Raw genomic sequence first — 17,263 nt, forward strand, 5'->3', positions numbered from 1 at the left:
CCTCCTTTGAGGGAATGACATAAATAAATTTATGGCAAACTTAAAAGACCTTCGAAACAGAATAACCTCGGTTTCTTCAACCATGCAGATTACGAGCGCCATGAAAATGGTATCGGCTGCAAAGTTGAGTAAAGCTCAGGATGCGATTACGCAAATGAGGCCTTATGCCGAAAAGCTTACTGAATTATTGCAGAGCCTTAGTGCTACTTTAACAGATGATCAAAGCAGTAAGTATGCAGAGCAGCGTGAGGTAAATAAAGTTCTTGTGGTAGCTATTTCTTCGAACAGAGGATTGGCAGGAGCTTTTAATACCAATATAATCAAAGCTGTAAAATACCTGGCAGAGAGACAATACTCCGGAAAAAATATTGAGGTGATGACTATTGGTAAAAAAGCCAATGATATTCTTTCCAAGACTTTTGAGATCCATAAGAATGTAAATGATATTTACGACGATCTTTCCTATGATAATGTAGCGGAGATTGCCGAAGGATTGATGCAGGAATTCGTGGACGGGAAATACGACAAGATCGTTCTTGTATATAACCAGTTTGTGAATGCAGCAACTCAGAAGGTACAGCATGAGCAGTTTCTGCCGATAGTTCCGGTAGAAAGTGATGAGAATATTGTGCTTGATTATATTTATGAACCTTCAAAAATGGAGATCGTTCTTGAGTTAATTCCGAAGTCTTTGAAAATGCAGTTGTACAAGGCGTTAAGCGACTCATTCGCTTCTGAACACGGAGCAAGGATGACTGCGATGCATAAAGCAACAGATAACGCTACAGAGCTAAGGGATTCCCTTAAATTGTCTTATAACAAAGCTCGCCAGGCTTCTATTACAAACGAGATCCTTGAGATCGTTGGTGGGGCTGAAGCTTTAAATAACTAAAGTTTGCACTAGTAGCAGACATTATTTATAAACAAATTTTTTACTTAAAAACCTCATATTCAGTATGAGGTTTTTTGCTTTCTGGCTCTTTTTCAATAGAAAGGATAACGTGGTACTACTTTTGTCTTTACATTTAAGAACTCTAAACCCTTCAGCATGAAAACAGGTGTTTTTTTCTTATTCGGAATTTTTACCGTAATAAGTTTTTCGAGTTGTGCCAACAGTAAAAATATTCAGGAGAAGGCGCCTGTAGATCTTGAGCAGGCTTATTACACCACCTGGGTGGGCGGTACTAAAGGAGCCGGTTCGGGATTAAATTTCTATATTCCGATGATCCAGACGCAGGATATTGATATAGAAATGGACAGTGTTTATTTCCGCGGAAAAAGAGCAGAGCTGCAATTCAAACCAGAAAATGAGAACCTATATATTGGATACTTCAGGACTGGAGAAAATTCAAATAAGGCGCCAGACGTTATTATGAGCTCAGATCCAACTGAAGAATACGGGAATCAGCTGCCTCAGATGACGGAAGATTTTCCGTTTGATCTTGAGGAAAATGAAGCAGTTTTAAGCTTCAGGAAAAATGGAAAAAGAGGCTATTACAAAATGGATGTCGTAGAGCGGAAACAAGACCGTGACGTAATAATAAAAAATTATCCCGAAAATATTCAGCATTAGTTTAGCCTGTGTACCTTTGTCCAGGTAAATTATAAGTAAAGAAATATTGGCGCTCTTCCAGAAGCTTTTTAAACAAACTGCCATTTATGGGATCGCTACGGTTGTTCCGAGGATGCTGTCCTTCCTGTTGACTCCGCTGTTCGCCATCTATTTACCTTCTCCCGAAGAGTTTGGGGAGGTTTCTATTGTCTTTTCCTGGATAATATTATTTAACGTGCTGCTTGCCTATGGAATGGAAACGGCCTTTTTCAGGTTTTTTCATGATGACAGGTATAAAGGGCGGGTGACGGCTACCTCCACCATTTCCCTTGTGGGGTCTACAATATTATTCCTTATTCTAGCTTTCTTTTCCCGAGATTATATCTCATCGGCAACAAATATTGCCTCACATTATATTGCTTACGTAATTCTCATTTTGGCACTGGATGCTTTGGTGGTTATTCCTTTTTCCTGGCTGCGAGCCACCGAAAGACCCATGGTTTATGCCGCTATAAAAGTGGGAAATGTGGCTGTTAATCTGGGCCTGAACATTTTTTTCCTGGTTTTCCTGCCCGACCTCGCTGAAGAAAATACCTTTTTCAGCTCGATCTATCAACCCGGTTTTGAAATAGCTTATATTTTCATAGCGAATCTCATTGCGAGTGGACTTACTTTACTGGCTGTATCACCCTTCTATTTAAAATTAAAATATCGTTTTGATCCTGAGCTTTGGAAGAATATGATCTCCTATGGTACGCCAATTCTTATTGCGGGAATTGGTTTTGCTGTGAATGAAGCCTTTGATAAAATTCTTTTGGGCCGCTTACTGCCAGAGGATATTGCAAAATTTGAAGTGGGGGCATATTCTGCATGTTACCGCCTGGCACTGTTTATGACTCTTTTTGCCACCGCTTTTAGAATGGGAATAGAACCATTTTTCTTCAGTTATGCCAAAGAAGATAATGCACAGAATACCTATGCATTGATCACGAAATATTTCGTGATCTTTGGGGCTATTATTCTGGTGGTAATCACCGTTTTTGCAGACCTGCTTAAGTTCCTAATCATACCCAATGCTGCTTATTGGGAGGCAATGACGGTGGTACCTATCATATTACTGGCAAACCTGTTCCTGGGGATCTATCACAACCTGTCCGTTTGGTATAAAGTCAGTGACCGTACTCGTTTTGCAGGATATATTTCTGTTTTTGGGGCGGTGGTTACCCTGGCGCTTAATTTCTGGCTTATTCCGCAGTATAGTTACATGGGATCTGCCGTAGCCACCCTGGCCGCTTATGGAAGTATGATGCTGCTGTCTTTTTACTTCGGAAGAAAATATTATCCCGTACCTTATGATTTAGGAAAGATAGGAGGCTATTTATTCCTCTCTATAGGATTTTCAGCACTCTATTTTTATGTTTTTAGAAATAATTATTACATCGGGAGTATATTAATTCTTATCTTTTTTGCCACTATTTATTTAACCGAAAAAGATCAGTTACGGCAGATGCTTACTAAAAGATAAAGCCTGAAATCAGAAGAAATTTGATAAACAATGAACGTTAAAATAATCAATAAATCTCAACACGAATTACCGTCTTATGCCACCGGTTCTTCCGCCGGAATGGATTTACGGGCAAACCTGACAGAGCCGGTGACTTTAGCTCCTTTGGCAAGAACTATAGTGAAAACGGGATTGTTCATAGAACTTCCGGTAGGTTATGAGGCTCAGGTGCGTCCCAGGAGCGGACTGGCTGCTAAAAAAGGGATAACAGTACTCAATGCACCGGGAACCATAGATGCCGATTACAGGGGAGAAATTGGAGTGATTCTGGTAAATCTTTCTAATGAACCTTTTACCATTGAAAACGGCGAGCGCGTAGCACAAATGGTTATTGCCCGTCATGAGCACATTTTTTGGCAGGAGGTGGATGCTCTTGAAGAAAGTAGTCGTGGGGCAGGAGGTTTCGGTAGTACCGGGAGTAAATAAGTTTGCAGCGCCCAGTAGACATAATTTTTTTAGCAAAAAGTCAAACACCTGTGGTATTTTTCCAGAAATTAAAAGCATTAGCATTAGAGGGAATCAGCTCCATATAATAAAGCAATAAATAATAATAAAAAGAGAGATAAGATTTAAAATCTCAAATCTTACATCTAAAATCTAAGAAAAAATGAAAATTATAGTACCTATGGCAGGTCGCGGTTCGCGTCTTCGTCCACATACATTAACAGTTCCAAAACCATTAATCCCAATTGCAGGAAAACCTATTGTTCATCGCCTGGTAGAGGATATAGCAAAAGTGCTGGATGAGAAGATTGATGAAATTGCGTTTGTTATTGGAGCAGATTTTGGAGAAAAAGTAGAAACAGATCTAAAAAATATAGCTGAATCTTTAGGTGCAAAAGGTACTATTTACTACCAGGATAAGCCTCTGGGAACAGGCCATGCAATTATGTGTGCCAAAGAATCCCTGGAAGGCCCCGCTGTGATCGCTTATGCCGATACACTTTTCAAAGCTGACTTTACGTTAGATAAAGACGCCGATGCGGTGATTTGGGTGAAACAGGTGGAGAATCCGAGCGCCTTTGGAGTAGTACAATTGAACGATAAACGAGAGATCGTGGATCTGGTAGAAAAACCTGAAGAATTTGTATCAGACCTAGCAGTAATAGGTATTTATTATTTTAAGGATGTAGCTGTACTAAAGGGTGAATTACAAACGGTGCTGGATAAAAATATTATACGTGGTGGCGAGTACCAGATCAATGACGGCATTGAAGCAATGAAAGCCAAAGGAATGCGCTTTGTTCCCGGAAAAGTGGATGAGTGGATGGACTGTGGGAACAAAAATGTAACGGTAGAAACCAACAGCAGAATCCTTAATTTCCTTCAGGAAGATGGAGAACAACTGGTTTCTGAAGATTTGAAAATGGAAAATTCAGAAATCATCGAACCTTGCTTCATTGGTGAGAACGTGGTGCTTAAAAATGCCAAAATAGGACCAAATGTTTCTATCGGGAATGGGAGTAAGGTAACAAATGCCAGTATCGAGAACAGTCTTATCCAAACCTTTGCTGAAGTGAGCAATGCAAAGCTTAAAAATGCCATGATTGGTAATTTTGCCCGTTTTGACGGCGAGTTTCAGGAGATAAGTATTGGTGACTATTCCGTACTTGAATAATTTCCCTGTATTTCGGGGCTTATGAAAAAGAGATATGAGAATATATTTGAAAATAGCATTTTCGCTTACGCTCTTCCTTTTTTCTGCAGAAGTCATTTCGCAGGAGGAACAAAAGGTGATTCAGATAGATTCTCAGGATGATCTGGGAAATGTAGATGATGCATTTCAGGAGTATTTCTTCGAAGCGCTGAAGCAAAAAGCCATTGAAAATCATGAAAAGGCCATCAATGCTCTTATAAAATGTCTTGCAATAGATGCATCCAATGCTGCTGTTTTTCTTGAATTAGGCAAGAACTATAATGCTTTGGAAGAATATGAGGAAGCAAGAACCTATTTAGAAAAAGCAAGAACAGCCGAACCTGAAAATGAGGCTGTTCTTGCTGAATTATACCAAACATACTTTCTGAACAATCAGTTTAAAGAAGCCTTGCCGGTGGTGGAAGAACTGGCTGCGGTGAATGCAGGATTTTCTGAGGACCTCGCTAATTTATATGTGATCAACAAAAAGTATGATAGCGCATTACAGTTACTTAATGAATTGGATGAACAATGGGGAAACAGCAGTTACCGCAATATGCTGCGCAACCAGATCTACGCTAAAACCGGAAACATAGATGCGCATATCCAGGACCTGGAAAGAAAAATAGAGGAGGACCCGAAGGAGGAGCAGAATTACCTGAACCTTATCTTTGTATACAGTGAAGAAGGGAATACGGACAAAGCTTTTGAAGTGGCCAAAAAACTTCAGGAGATGAATCCGGCTTCAGAGCTGGTGCACCTTGCACTATATAAGTTTCATCTTACCGATGAAGCTTCAGAAGAAGCAGTGAATTCCATGAAGATCATTTTCCGAAGTGAGGAGATAGATATGGAAACGAAATTTAAGGTATTAAACGATTTTTTAATTTATGTTTCTCAAAATCCGGAATTGGAAGAGGAACTGGTAGAAGTGGTAAAGTTATTTTCTGAAGATGAGGAGAACCCCAAATTGTATGGGAAATTAGGACTTTTTCACCTTGAAATAAATAAAAAAGCACAGGCCCTCAAATTTTTTGAACTGGCTCTACTGGGAGAGATCAAAGATTTTACGCTCCTCAAACATACTTTATCGCTGCAATTAGAGTTAAAAAGATCACAGGAAGCAAAGCAATTAAGTGAAAGGGCGCTGGAAAATTTCCCTTCACAACCTCTGTTGTACCTTTTTAACGGTACGGCGCTTAACCAGTTGGGAGAGTTTACAGAGGCAGAGGAAATGCTTACATTTGGCCTGGATTACTTAATAGATGACCTTCCAATGGAGCTGGAATTTTACCGGCAACTGGAAGTCGCCTATTCAGGATTAAAAAATCATAAAAAAGCTGCGGAATTTCGAAAAATGGCAGCAGAATTAGAAAAGGAAACTATTGATGAATAAAATAAAACTTGCTGTTTTACTGCTTACCCTCGTAATACTTTCTTCCTGCGGAAGCGGAAGGACACCAACAATGGGTACTGCACCTGCCGAAGATGCTGCCGTGGCTGCTGTGGTCAAAAACCATTATGAAAATGAAGCCGATTTTGAAACGGCGCAGGGAAGACTAAGAGTGCAGTTTCAGAATGAATCTCAAAATCAGACCGTCACCGTTACTTATCGTATAAAAAAGGACGAAACTATTTGGATGAGTGCCCAGTTGATGGGTTTCCCTTTGGCCAAAGTAATGATCACTCCTAAAAGCGTTCAATTCTATGAAAAGATCTCCGGAACTTATTTTGACGGGGATTTCAGCCTTTTGAGTAATCTTTTAGGAACTCCGCTGGATTTTGATAAAGTGCAGAATCTTTTGATGGGCCAGACCATTTATGATCTTAGGGAGGAAAGGTACAGGCTTACCGAATCCTCGAGAGGATATCAACTGGCTCCGGCCCGGGAGGAAGGCATTAAAAAGCTGTTTTTGCTGGACGGAGGTAATTACAAAGCTCTTGCACAGCAGTTATCCCAGGAAGGTGCAAGCCGTGGTGTAACAGTTACATATCCGTCATATCAAACGGTGAATCAGCAAATTTTTCCACAGGAAATAAAAATCGTGGCGAATGAAGGAAGTTCAAATACCCAAATTGATATGCAGTTTCGATCTGTAGAATTTAATGCACCGGTTTCTTTTCCGTTTTCCATTCCTTCAGGATCTGATGAAATTATTATAGAATAAGTATGAAAAGTCTCTTTTTCAAAGGTCTCTTTATTGTATTTCTCCTTTTCAGTTTCAGTGTTTCTGCACAATCCGATAAACGCAAGGAACTGGAGAACCGGCGTGTTCAGCTTCAGCAGGAGATAAAAAGGATCAGTGATTTGCGTACCTCCAATCTTCGGAAGGAAAAATCCATCCTTACCGAAGTGGAAAATCTCGACCAACAGATCCGGTCTACTGAAAACCTGATCAGAGTAACCAATCAGCAGGCAAATTTATTGACCCGCGAGATGGATGCAAACCAGCGGAAGATAGGGGAGTTGCGGGAAGAACTTAAAAAACTGAAAGAAGATTACGCCCGAATGGTGCAGAAATCTTATAAGAGCAAATCCCAGCAAAGCAGGATCATGTTCCTTTTATCTGCAGAAAGCTTTTTACAGGCTTATAAACGGCTTCAATACATGAAGCAGTACACGAACTATAGAAAACAGCAGGGAGAGGAAATAAAGACACGTACGGCTCAACTACAAAGCCTTAATGAGAGCCTGGCAGAACAAAAGAAAGCAAAAGATCGTTTGGTAGCCGAAAACCGTAAGACGCGCGCAAGGCTTGCAGAAAATAAGAAGTCTCAGCAAACATTAATAGCCTCCATTCGAAAAAAAGAAGGTCAGTTTGCTGCCGAACTTAATCAAAAGCAGCAGGAAATAAATTCCATAGATAGAGAGATTGAAAGAATCATCGCAGAAGCTATTGCCAGGAACAACCGTGAGAGCGGGAGTGGCTCTACCTCCAGGGAAATCTTTGAATTAACGCCCGAAGCAAAAGCTTTGGCTGCAAATTTTGAAAGCAACAAAGGAAAGTTACCGTGGCCGGTGCGTTCGGGAATTGTTTCCATGCATTTTGGAGAACAGCGACACCCTGTGGTTACTTCTACAACCATCAACAGTAACGGAATACGTATTGATACAGAAAAAGCCGGTAAAGCCAAAGCCGTTTTTGCCGGTACCGTGAGTGAGGTCCAGGCTGTAAAAGGTGCTAACAAGGCTGTTATGGTAAGACATGGGGATTATATCTCCATCTACAATAACCTTGATAAGATCTTTGTAAAACGAGGGGATGATGTTTCCATAGGGCAGGATCTTGGAGAAGTGGCCACCAGTAATTCTTCCGGAAAAACCACCCTTCACTTTTTACTTTACAAAAACAACCAGAAGCTGGATCCTGAACAATGGATTATAAATAGATAGAGATAAAGTCAGGATTTAATCTTTAAAAAGAGCTTTAAGTTCTGTAGCATCTGCAGGTTTCATTTTTCCTGCCAGGACAAGGCTAAGCTGTTTTCTTCTAAGAGCAGCGTCAAACCGGTCCTTTTCAAGCTCAGATTCCGGTGTCAAAGGTGGTATTTGAACAGGAACTCCCGTTTCATCTACTGCAACAAAAGTGTAGATAGCTTCATTAGCTTTGCTTCTTCTGCCGCTTTCACGGTCTTCTACCCAAACATCAATAAATATTTCCATGGAAGAGTTAAAAGCCCTGGAAACGGCAGCTTCTACTGTTACTACACTTCCCAGTGGGATCGCTTTGTTAAAGGCTACATGATTTACAGATGCAGTAACCACAATCCTGCGGCTGTGTCGCCTAGCAGCGATACTTGCGGCCCTATCCATCCTTGCCAGCAGTTCTCCACCAAAAAGATTATTCAAAGGGTTCGTTTCGCTGGGAAGTACTAAATCTGTTAGTGTAGTTCTTGATTCACTGGGAGTTTTTGCGTCCATTTAAGCTAATTTTTGCGCAAAGGTAAGGTGGAATCGCATTTTTTCCTCGTTAAAGGAATAATAAATTACTATTCCTGAAAAAGGCAATACAATGGAATACTTCTGAAAAATGTAGGATTAAAGTTCCTGAACCAGTAACCAGGCTCCGGAATTGGAGGCTCTTTTTACAGCATTCAAAGCATTTATGGCATCTCTGCGTCCCTCGTGGCTACTGTAAACCACTTGATATAATCCAAACTTGTTGGCTCCAATCTGACGGGCTTTATAACCTTCTTTTTTTAGCTCCTGAACGCGTTTTTCAGCATTTTCTTCTAATCGGAAAGCACCGGCCACAATATGATAGTTTCCGGTTTGTTTGGCTACTTTGAATGTAACTGCTGGTAAAGGATTGTCAATTACAAATGTAGCCTGCTGAATTTGATTTTCCAGCTGGCTGGCAGCTTTTTGCTGCTCAGCTACATTGTGCTCAGTTACCTGGTCGCTGTAAATGTTGAGTCCGGCAAATCCACTTAAACCAAGGGCAACAAGACCAACGGCTGCATATTGCAGGTAAGATTTTCTTCTCGATCTTCTTTCGGGAGTGAAAGCAACAGGAGCTTTCGCTTCGATCTCTTCTGCTTGCTTTTTATAGCTTTCCCTAAGGATCTTTTCAGAAGCAAAAGAGCTTAATCCAAAAGCTTCTTTTAGGTAGTTGGTTTGTGCTGCAGGTTCAAATTGTAATTTCTCCTCTTCAGATAAAGTAAAAGAACCAATATGTTGAAAATTCACCATTTTGTTCTTCTGAAGCACATTTTGAAGATCCTGAACGAAAAAATTCAGTTTTTCGATGGCTTGATCATATGAAATGTTTTCTACCTCAGCAATGTGATTTGCAAGCAAACCATCATTTTTAACCAGTTGCCGGTTGAAGGACACAGTTTTTTGAGGCGGATAAAATTCATTTGTAGAAGCGTAAATACGCGCAGATTGTCTTTGGGTGATAAAAGCACCAAATCCAGGAAGGATTACACATTCGTACCTGTAGAGTAAATCGTTTATGTAAGTCGCTATTGCCATTAGAAGCAAATGTAGAACATTTTCTTTTTGAAAAAAATAACCTGCACAATTTTTATCAACAAATAATTATTTTTCTTTTATTGCATGATGAATATTATGTAAGATTCTTATTAACAATATCTTATGGCGTTGCAACATGTTCCTGATCTGGGGGGTGCCACGGCAAAAAAACTGATTCGTTATGCAGGATCGGCAGAGGCTGTTTATCAGGAAAAAAATCGAATCTTTTAAGAATTGACTGGGTCGGGAATTTCGAGATCGATGGCTTGGAGGATCCCGTTCATTTAACGGAAGCAGAAAGGAACTGAAATTCATTCAGCAGCAGCACGTAAAAAGTCTTGGTTACATGGATGAGGATTATCCTGAAAAATTTAAACATTGTTTTGATTGTCCCATTCTCCTTTTTCAGCGTGGTAATATAGATCTTCATAAAAAGAGGATCATAATTATTGTAGGTACCAGGAATGCAACCTCTCATAGGATTGAATTCTGTGAGCAGTTTATTAAATACCTGGAGCCTCTTGATCCTGTGATCATTTCGGGATTTGCCTACGGAATTGATATCACTGCGCAACGGACAGCGATCAACCACAATCTCCAGACGGTCGGCTGTCTTGCGCATGGATTAAATCAGATTTACCCGAAAGTACATTTCAAATACATGAAAAGTGTAGAGGAAAACGGCGGATTTTTTACTGACTTCTGGAGTACAGATGCTTTCGACCACAGTAATTTCCTGAAACGAAAACGCATCATCGCCGGATTAAGTGAAGCAACCATAGTGATTGAAAGTGCCGAAAAAGGAGGTTCCCTCGTTACTGCAGATATTCCAAATTCGTACGACAGGAAAGTTCTTGCAGTTCCCGGAAGGCCGGCAGATTTACTGAGCAGGGGCTGTAACGAATTGATCAAACGCCAGCAGGCACATGTGCTTACCAGTGCAGCCGATCTTATTTCTATGCTTAACTGGCAACCGGAAAGGAAAGAAAATGTTGTCCAGAAACGGCTTTCTGTTGAACTGGAGGATGATGAAAAAGTTTTGTTTAAATTCCTGCAGGAAATGGAAAAGAACAACTTGATCTAATTGCCCTTAAATGCAATATTCCCACCTTTAAAGCAGCAACTTTGTTGCTCAACATGGAAATTAAAGGGGTGGTCAAACCCTTACCAGGAAAGCTTTTTGAAGCGATATAATTTTTTATTTCAGCAGGTTATGTCATATTTGCCGGGTCTAATTATAAAATATTTTCAATGAAAAAAATCACCCTTTTTGCATGCCTGTTTCTGTTGATGGGGATCTCATCCTGTAGCAGTGATGATCATGCAACAAAAAACTAAAAATCAGTAATTGGAAAATGGCAGTATGAGAGTACTACTTTTAATGGTAGCCTTTATACACCCGATGATTGTGAAGCGCAGTCGACCATTGAATTTTTTAGTAATGGAAAGTTAACTTATATTGACTATTATATTGATTCTGAAGAAAATTGTGTTTTTGAGGCGGAGCAAGAAACCTGGAATTATTTAGCAGATGACATTTATTCCTTTACAGTTGAAGATGGTGACTCTTATTCTGTTCCAATTACAATTTCGGAAGACAACTCCTCATTTACTGTCATGGACAAGGATGAAGATGGAGAATATGAAACAGTTTACGTTAGGATCTAGAAGATTCCCAACTTTAAGAAGAATAGAAAGCTGTCTGAAAAGTAAGGATTTAACTCCTGACTTTCAGACAGCTTCTTTTTAAATTAATAACCCAGTTTCTGCCGCACACGTTTCAGCACTTGATCGGCTGTTTTTCTCGCTTTTTCTGCTCCCACGGCAAGGGCTTCTTCTATTTTTTCAGGATTTTGCATGTAATAATGATATTTTTCACGCTCTTCTCCGTATGTCGAGATGATGAGATCATACAGAGCTTGTTTTGCATGACCGTATCCATAGCCTCCCGATGTATAGTTATTTCTCATTTCAGCCGTCTGCTCCTTTGTGGCTAAAAGTTTATAGATGTTGAAAACATTATCTGTTTCGGGATCTTTCGGTTCTTCCAGCGGAGTACTGTCTGTCTGTATCCCCATGATCTCCTTCCGAAGTTTTTTATCGGATAAAAAGAGGTTGATCGTGTTGCCTTTTGATTTACTCATTTTCGCCCCGTCTGTTCCGGGAACATACATGGTTTGTTCGGCTACTTTAGCATCGGGCATTACAAAGATCTCTCCCATTTTTGCATGAAATCTGGCAGCTACGTCCCGGGTCATTTCTATATGTTGCAACTGATCTTTTCCTACCGGAACAATTTCAGCATCATAAAGCAGGATATCTGCAGCCATTAGCATAGGATATGTAAATAATCCGGAGTTTACATCTTCCAACCTGTCTGCCTTGTCTTTAAAAGAATGGGCAAGGGTAAGTCGCTGGTACGGGAAAAAACAACTTAAATACCAGGAAAGTTCCGCCACCTGCGGAATATCACTTTGCCGGTAAAAAACTGTTTTTTCGATGTCGAGTCCAAAAGCCAGCCAGGTCGCAGCGGTAGAATAGGTGTTTTGACGCAGGGTTTCGGCATCCTTGATTTGAGTTAAAGAATGCAGGTTTGCGATAAACAGGAAAGATTCATTATTAGGATCATTCGCCAATTCTATAGCGGGAATAATAGCTCCAAGGAGATTTCCAAGGTGTGGGGTTCCGGTGCTTTGTACGCCTGTAAGTATTCTGGACATTGCCTTTTTTATTTTTTTACAAAGGTACTTTTTTTAAAGAATTCCCTCAATGCAATTCCTTATTTTTGGTGCCTATGGGAATAATACGATCGTTTCTAATACTACTATGGCGCATCTGGTTTTACATTTTAATGGCTATTCCCATTATAGTAATGTTACCCGTTTTAGTCATCTCCTCGTCCCGGGAGAAGTGGTACCCAGCTTTTTTCTGGCAGGCAAGGGTATGGGCAGGCTTTATTCTTTTGGGAATGGGGTTTCTTCCGAAGATCAAAAAAGGACAAAAACTTGAAAAAGGAAAAAGCTATATGCTGGTGGCCAATCATACTTCGATGACAGATATTATGCTCATGCTGGTCGTCATGAAAAGTCCGTTTGTTTTTGTGGGAAAAAAGGAGTTGGCAAAGATTCCGCTCTTCGGATATTTTTACAAACGTACCTGCATCCTGGTAGACCGGGGCAATCAAAGGAGCCGGAAAGAAGTTTTTGACCGCGCACAGAAACGGCTGAGTGAAGGAACCAGTATCTGTATTTTTCCTGAAGGCGGAGTGCCAGATGACCGCTCTTTAATATTAGACACTTTTAAAGACGGCGCTTTCCGGCTTGCCATAGACCATCAAATCTCCATTGTTCCAATTGTTTTCCACGATAACAAAAAACGGTTTTCGTATAAATTCTTTTCGGGAAGTCCCGGAAAAATGCGGGTGAAAATCCTTCCTTTTATTCCAACAGCCGGAAAAACTCAGCTTGAAAAAAAGGAATTGCGTGAAAAGACTAGAGCTGTGATTCTGGAGGAATTAACCAATCCAACTGTAAAGTAGGTTCGGCTTCTAAAGTGAATCTTTTAAAAGCTTTTATTCTGAATTTACTCCAGAAGAATCATGTTACTGTGATTTCCCCGGAAATTTTTAGAACTTGAACCAGGTTCAGGTTGAAGTAAATCAGGCTTTTTAAACTCATTTTTTTCACTCCCTTCCCTTTGAGAAGGGGTGGGATCTTAGAATTCAAAACTAAATCCTGAGTAGATTCCAAGGTAGTATGGCTGAGCTTCGGCAGAAGCTCCGCTAAAAGTATTGATTTGATATTTAAACATAGGCTCCACATTCAATTTGAACTGTTTGGTGAGGTTGTAATCCACACCCACTCCAATGTTCGTGCTGAAACTTACATTGTTTAGGTTATTCGCCTCTCCAAGATCTGTGGATAAACTCCCGGAATTCACTGTGATCATATTCTCATCAAGGAACAAAGTACTCGCCCCTCCAATAATATTTACTTCAAATTTGTGGTCGATCAGTTTGTACTCAAGTTCTACAGGAACTTCCAGGTACCCTAATTTTTGATTAAGCAAACCTGTGGCTAAATTTCCAAAAGAAGATTTGTTTGCCGTGGCAGGTAATGCATCACCTTTGGTTCTGGGAGATGATGATCCAATCACAGTATTTTCAATATTGCCCTGGTCGCGATAGTTTATGCTGCTCACAGCCGCAGGGTTCACTACCGAATGGTAGGCAATGTCATTGGTATTATAGCTCATTGATACCTTATTGATCCCCGAGCGTACCTTCAACTTTTCAGAAAAGGCATACGCAATGTTAATTCCGTAGGAATAAGTTACTTCTCCCTTGCTGCTGTTCCCATCAAACTGAGTATCCAGAAAATTCCCTTTTCCGAAGTTGCCGTAATAAATGGGGGCGGCATGCGTTTTCACTTCGATTCTCTTCTCAAAAGAACTGGCAATCTCTTCCTCTTTAGATGTATCTTTCAAATCTTCCAGAATAGCGTTTTCTTCTGAATTTTTCGGAGTCTTATCTTTTTCTTCAGCAGTCGTAGAAACAGAACTTCTTAAACCTGTAAAGGAAGAAATCGTTTTCCTGATTCCAGATAAACTTATGGAAGAAATTTCTGAAACTTCTGTTTTCTGCTTCTGAGATAGGTTGCTGGTATTAGTTTTGTCAGCAACTTCCTCCACATCTTCTGAAAGGGTCTCCTTTTCAGAAGTATTTGTGGCTGCTATGGAAATTTCATTTGGTAATATGATTTCCTTTTCTCTGTCCAGGGTCTGTTCTTCGCTAGATACCAGCTGGGTTTGTTGAGGCTGAAGGATCCAGTCTCCAATCAATACCAACAAACTTATAATAGCGGCAACCCCGGCAATTCTGTACCACAACGGCCTAACAGCAGATTTCCGCCTTTCTTTCTCCTGCAGTTTTGCAGAAATAGATTTCCAGACAGCTTCTCTTGGAGTAGCTTCAAGATCCCGGAATTTCTCCTGGTATAATCTGTCTATATTTTTTCTTTCTTTCATCTTTACACGGTCCGGGCAATGGTTTTTACTTGGGCGGCTTCTATTTTTTCTTTTAAAATTATTCTGGCCCGTGCCAGATTGGATTTAGAGGTTCCTGTTGAAATCTTTAATAATTCGGAAATCTCTTTATGGGAAAATCCGTCCAGCGCATAGAGATTAAAAACCTGCCTGTATCTTTCCGGCAGTTCCTGGATGATCTTCAGAAGAAAATCTACAGATACCGTTTCATCATCAATTTCTATTTCCGGCTCTTTGAGCTGATCATCCCGTACGATCTCAAAAACCGACTGTTTTCTGTATTTCTGAAGTGCTGTATTAATGGTAATCCGTTTCATCCAGCCTTCAAAAGAACCTTTGTTTTGGTACTGTGAAATCTTGTCAAAAATCATCATAAATGCGTCCTGCAAATTATCTTCGGCTTGCTGATAACTTGAAGAATATTTGAGGCATACGGGGAATAACTTATGCGCATACAACCTGTAAAGCTGTTCCTGAGCTTTGATATCCTGCTTTTGGCATTTACGTATGAGTTTCTTTATTCCCAAGCTGTGCGATTTTCAACTTTCGTGCTCTGAAGCTACAGGCTCTACAGGAACTTGTATGGTAAGAAACAATGGTTCTCCCTCTTCATCCTGGCCTCTCCAGAAGTTAAATATATAAAAATCATTTGTTTCGGGGGTGAATCTAAAGCTGGTTTCAGCTGTTAAACCTTCTTCTTCGTTACAGGATGGATCATTGGGAGAGAAGGAGTTGGCCACTCCAATGAAAAACTCATTTTCGTTGATCTCGTAATCCATACCGTCAAATCTGTGACAACGGGTAGGAGGGCTGTATCTCACTTTGATAGCATATTCCTGTCCGGCGATAAAAGTATCAGGAAATTCAGCAGAAATTACGGGAACAAATACACGAAGAAAAGAATCGGCAGAATCATCATCCGGACTGCAACCAGATAAGACGGCAAAAGCCATAAAAAGCAGTAAAAATTTTTTCATCGCAGGTTGTAAGATTTGAGGGGGTCTCTCTATCAGATGCAAATAACTCCTAAAGGTTGCGCTGAAAACAAAAAAAATCCCGTTTCCGGGATTTTTAATTATGCTTTTGCAATTTTGATGGCCTCCTTGATTTTTGTCTCAAGTTCATCCATAAGATCGGGATTATCTTTTAGCAGTATTTTCACTGCATCACGACCCTGGCCAAGTTTAGTGTCTTCATAGCTAAACCATGAACCACTCTTTTTGATGATCTCGTAATCAACTCCCACATCAATGATCTCTCCTATTTTGGAAACACCTTCTCCATACATAATGTCAAATTCGGCTGTTTTAAATGGAGGTGCCACTTTATTTTTCACCACTTTCACCCGGGTTTTGTTCCCCTGTACTTCACTGTTGCTGTCCTTGATCTGGGTGGATCTTCTAATATCCAGTCTTATGGAAGCGTAGAATTTTAGGGCATTACCACCGGTAGTGGTTTCAGGGTTTCCAAACATAACCCCAATCTTCTCCCTTAGCTGGTTAATGAAGATGACAGTACAATTCGTTTTGCTAATGGAAGCCGTAAGCTTTCGCAGTGCCTGAGACATTAAACGGGCATGTAACCCCATTTTTGAATCCCCCATTTCCCCTTCTATTTCGCTTTTTGGAGTAAGTGCGGCAACAGAGTCGATCACGATAATGTCAATCGCACCGGAACGGATCAGGTTATCGGTAATTTCAAGAGCCTGTTCTCCGTTATCGGGTTGTGATATGATTAAATTTTCAAGATCTATTCCTAATTTTTCGGCATAGAAACGATCAAAAGCATGTTCTGCATCAATAAATGCCGCGATGCCTCCTGCTTTTTGTGCTTCTGCAATGGCGTGTAATGTAAGGGTGGTTTTACCCGAAGATTCTGGTCCGTAAATCTCAATCACTCTTCCACGGGGATAACCTCCAACTCCGAGTGCCAGGTCCAATCCTAAAGACCCGCTGGGAATGGCATCCACATCTACTACAGACTGGTCGCTCATCTTCATCACGGTGCCTTTTCCGTAGGTCTTGTCCATCTTGTCTAGCGTGAGCTTCAAGGCTTTAAGCTTTGCTTCTTTTTCTTTATCGTTACTCATTTCGGTCTACTTATTACTTAAAATACTGCTGCTAAATTACTATAAGTTTTGATGCATGACAATTTTATGACGCAACCTTTTACAGTTTTCTGCATCTATAGAGTGAAAGCAAACATAAGAACTATATGAAGTTTCTTAGAAGAAATATTATTTTAAACAGTACAGGCTGTTCTACAGTGGTGAATTTATGCTGTAGCTGCCGAGTGGACGGAGGCTAGCGTTATTCCTATTTTAAGATGAAAATTAAAATATTAATAACGAATTAGCCGTTCGAAAAAAAATGCCCTGGTAAATCAGAGGGCACTGAAAAAGTCTCTCATTTAATTGAATTAAATGAAGACAAAGGAGCAGAAACCGTAGTGTTTCTGCTCCTTTTTTCGTATATTAAATGCTGACAAACA

Annotated in this window: 18 protein-coding genes; 11 read left to right on the forward strand and 7 right to left on the reverse strand. The window is 40.3% G+C overall.

The genetic code is table 11. The features are described 5' to 3' along the window. Positions 1 to 31: 31 nt before the first annotated feature. The 8 genes from atpG to IE056_RS10585 all read left to right on the forward strand — a co-directional run bounded on the left by atpG (position 32) and on the right by IE056_RS10585 (position 8,146). Positions 32 to 892 carry an ATP synthase F1 subunit gamma gene (gene atpG / locus IE056_RS10550; protein ID WP_189604679.1) on the forward strand — a complete coding sequence of 287 codons (861 nt, stop codon included), beginning with the start codon at positions 32 to 34 and terminating at the stop codon, positions 890 to 892. Between the two features lie 156 nt (positions 893 to 1,048). Beyond that, complete coding sequence (locus IE056_RS10555) at positions 1,049 to 1,573, forward strand: hypothetical protein (RefSeq protein ID WP_189604680.1); 525 nt, start codon at positions 1,049 to 1,051, stop codon at positions 1,571 to 1,573. A 46-nt stretch (positions 1,574 to 1,619) separates the two neighbouring features. After that, positions 1,620 to 3,077 carry an oligosaccharide flippase family protein gene (locus IE056_RS10560; protein ID WP_189604681.1) on the forward strand — a complete coding sequence of 486 codons (1,458 nt, stop codon included), beginning with the start codon at positions 1,620 to 1,622 and terminating at the stop codon, positions 3,075 to 3,077. Between the two features lie 30 nt (positions 3,078 to 3,107). Next, the gene (dut, locus tag IE056_RS10565; protein WP_189604682.1) at positions 3,108 to 3,542 is read left to right on the forward strand and encodes a dUTP diphosphatase; all 435 of its coding nucleotides are present in this window, start codon (positions 3,108 to 3,110) and stop codon (positions 3,540 to 3,542) included. Positions 3,543 to 3,723: 181 nt separating this feature from the next. Beyond that, positions 3,724 to 4,734: a sugar phosphate nucleotidyltransferase gene (locus IE056_RS10570; RefSeq protein ID WP_189604683.1), complete on the forward strand. Its 1,011-nt coding sequence runs from the start codon at positions 3,724 to 3,726 to the stop codon at positions 4,732 to 4,734. Between the two features lie 34 nt (positions 4,735 to 4,768). After that, positions 4,769 to 6,148, forward strand: coding sequence for a tetratricopeptide repeat protein (locus tag IE056_RS10575; RefSeq protein WP_189604684.1), 1,380 nt, complete (start codon positions 4,769 to 4,771; stop codon positions 6,146 to 6,148). After that, positions 6,141 to 6,920, forward strand: a complete 780-nt coding sequence (gene lolB1, locus IE056_RS10580) for a lipoprotein insertase outer membrane protein LolB1 (protein ID WP_189604685.1) — start codon at positions 6,141 to 6,143, stop codon at positions 6,918 to 6,920. The genes IE056_RS10575 and lolB1 overlap by 8 nt, the downstream gene beginning before the upstream one ends. 2 nt (positions 6,921 to 6,922) lie before the next feature. Continuing rightward, positions 6,923 to 8,146, forward strand: coding sequence for a murein hydrolase activator EnvC family protein (locus IE056_RS10585; protein ID WP_189604686.1), 1,224 nt, complete (start codon positions 6,923 to 6,925; stop codon positions 8,144 to 8,146). Between the two features lie 15 nt (positions 8,147 to 8,161). Here the strand turns inward: IE056_RS10585 and IE056_RS10590 are convergent, their stop codons facing one another. After that, positions 8,162 to 8,674 carry an acyl-CoA thioesterase gene (locus IE056_RS10590; RefSeq protein WP_189604687.1) on the reverse strand — a complete coding sequence of 171 codons (513 nt, stop codon included), beginning with the start codon at positions 8,672 to 8,674 and terminating at the stop codon, positions 8,162 to 8,164. 117 nt (positions 8,675 to 8,791) lie between these two features. Further along, positions 8,792 to 9,730, reverse strand: coding sequence for an HU domain-containing protein (locus IE056_RS10595; protein ID WP_189604688.1), 939 nt, complete (start codon positions 9,728 to 9,730; stop codon positions 8,792 to 8,794). Between the two features lie 346 nt (positions 9,731 to 10,076). Between IE056_RS10595 and IE056_RS10600 the strand changes: the two genes are divergently transcribed. Together IE056_RS10600 and IE056_RS18780 are read left to right on the forward strand one after the other, a co-directional pair. After that, positions 10,077 to 10,814, forward strand: a complete 738-nt coding sequence (locus IE056_RS10600) for a DNA-processing protein DprA (RefSeq protein ID WP_308427627.1) — start codon at positions 10,077 to 10,079, stop codon at positions 10,812 to 10,814. Between the two features lie 263 nt (positions 10,815 to 11,077). Further along, positions 11,078 to 11,398 (forward strand): lipocalin family protein, encoded by a 321-nt coding sequence (locus IE056_RS18780; RefSeq protein WP_189604701.1) that lies wholly within the window; start codon positions 11,078 to 11,080, stop codon positions 11,396 to 11,398. Positions 11,399 to 11,481: 83 nt separating this feature from the next. On the opposite strand, the gene trpS is transcribed toward IE056_RS18780, so the two are convergent. Continuing rightward, positions 11,482 to 12,450: a tryptophan--tRNA ligase gene (trpS, locus tag IE056_RS10610; RefSeq protein WP_189604689.1), complete on the reverse strand. Its 969-nt coding sequence runs from the start codon at positions 12,448 to 12,450 to the stop codon at positions 11,482 to 11,484. Between the two features lie 74 nt (positions 12,451 to 12,524). Between trpS and IE056_RS10615 the strand changes: the two genes are divergently transcribed. After that, positions 12,525 to 13,268 (forward strand): lysophospholipid acyltransferase family protein, encoded by a 744-nt coding sequence (locus IE056_RS10615; RefSeq protein WP_189604690.1) that lies wholly within the window; start codon positions 12,525 to 12,527, stop codon positions 13,266 to 13,268. A 176-nt stretch (positions 13,269 to 13,444) separates the two neighbouring features. Here IE056_RS10615 and IE056_RS10620 read toward each other — a convergent pair whose 3' ends face one another. The 4 genes from IE056_RS10620 to recA all read right to left on the reverse strand — a co-directional run bounded on the left by IE056_RS10620 (position 13,445) and on the right by recA (position 16,862). Then, the gene (locus IE056_RS10620; RefSeq protein WP_189604691.1) at positions 13,445 to 14,755 is read right to left on the reverse strand and encodes a hypothetical protein; all 1,311 of its coding nucleotides are present in this window, start codon (positions 14,753 to 14,755) and stop codon (positions 13,445 to 13,447) included. A gap of 2 nt (positions 14,756 to 14,757) precedes the next feature. Next, a complete protein-coding gene (locus tag IE056_RS10625) occupies positions 14,758 to 15,300 on the reverse strand; it encodes an RNA polymerase sigma factor (RefSeq protein ID WP_189604692.1) in 543 nt (180 codons plus the stop codon). 12 nt (positions 15,301 to 15,312) lie between these two features. Further along, on the reverse strand, positions 15,313 to 15,750 hold the full coding sequence (locus IE056_RS10630; protein ID WP_189604693.1) for a hypothetical protein: 438 nt from the start codon (positions 15,748 to 15,750) through the stop codon (positions 15,313 to 15,315). Positions 15,751 to 15,848: 98 nt separating this feature from the next. Beyond that, a complete protein-coding gene (recA, locus tag IE056_RS10635) occupies positions 15,849 to 16,862 on the reverse strand; it encodes a recombinase RecA (protein ID WP_189604694.1) in 1,014 nt (337 codons plus the stop codon). Positions 16,863 to 17,263: the final 401 nt, after the last annotated feature.

The sequence above is a fragment of the Salinimicrobium marinum genome, from assembly GCF_014651535.1.
In the GTDB taxonomy this organism is placed as follows: domain Bacteria; phylum Bacteroidota; class Bacteroidia; order Flavobacteriales; family Flavobacteriaceae; genus Salinimicrobium; species Salinimicrobium marinum.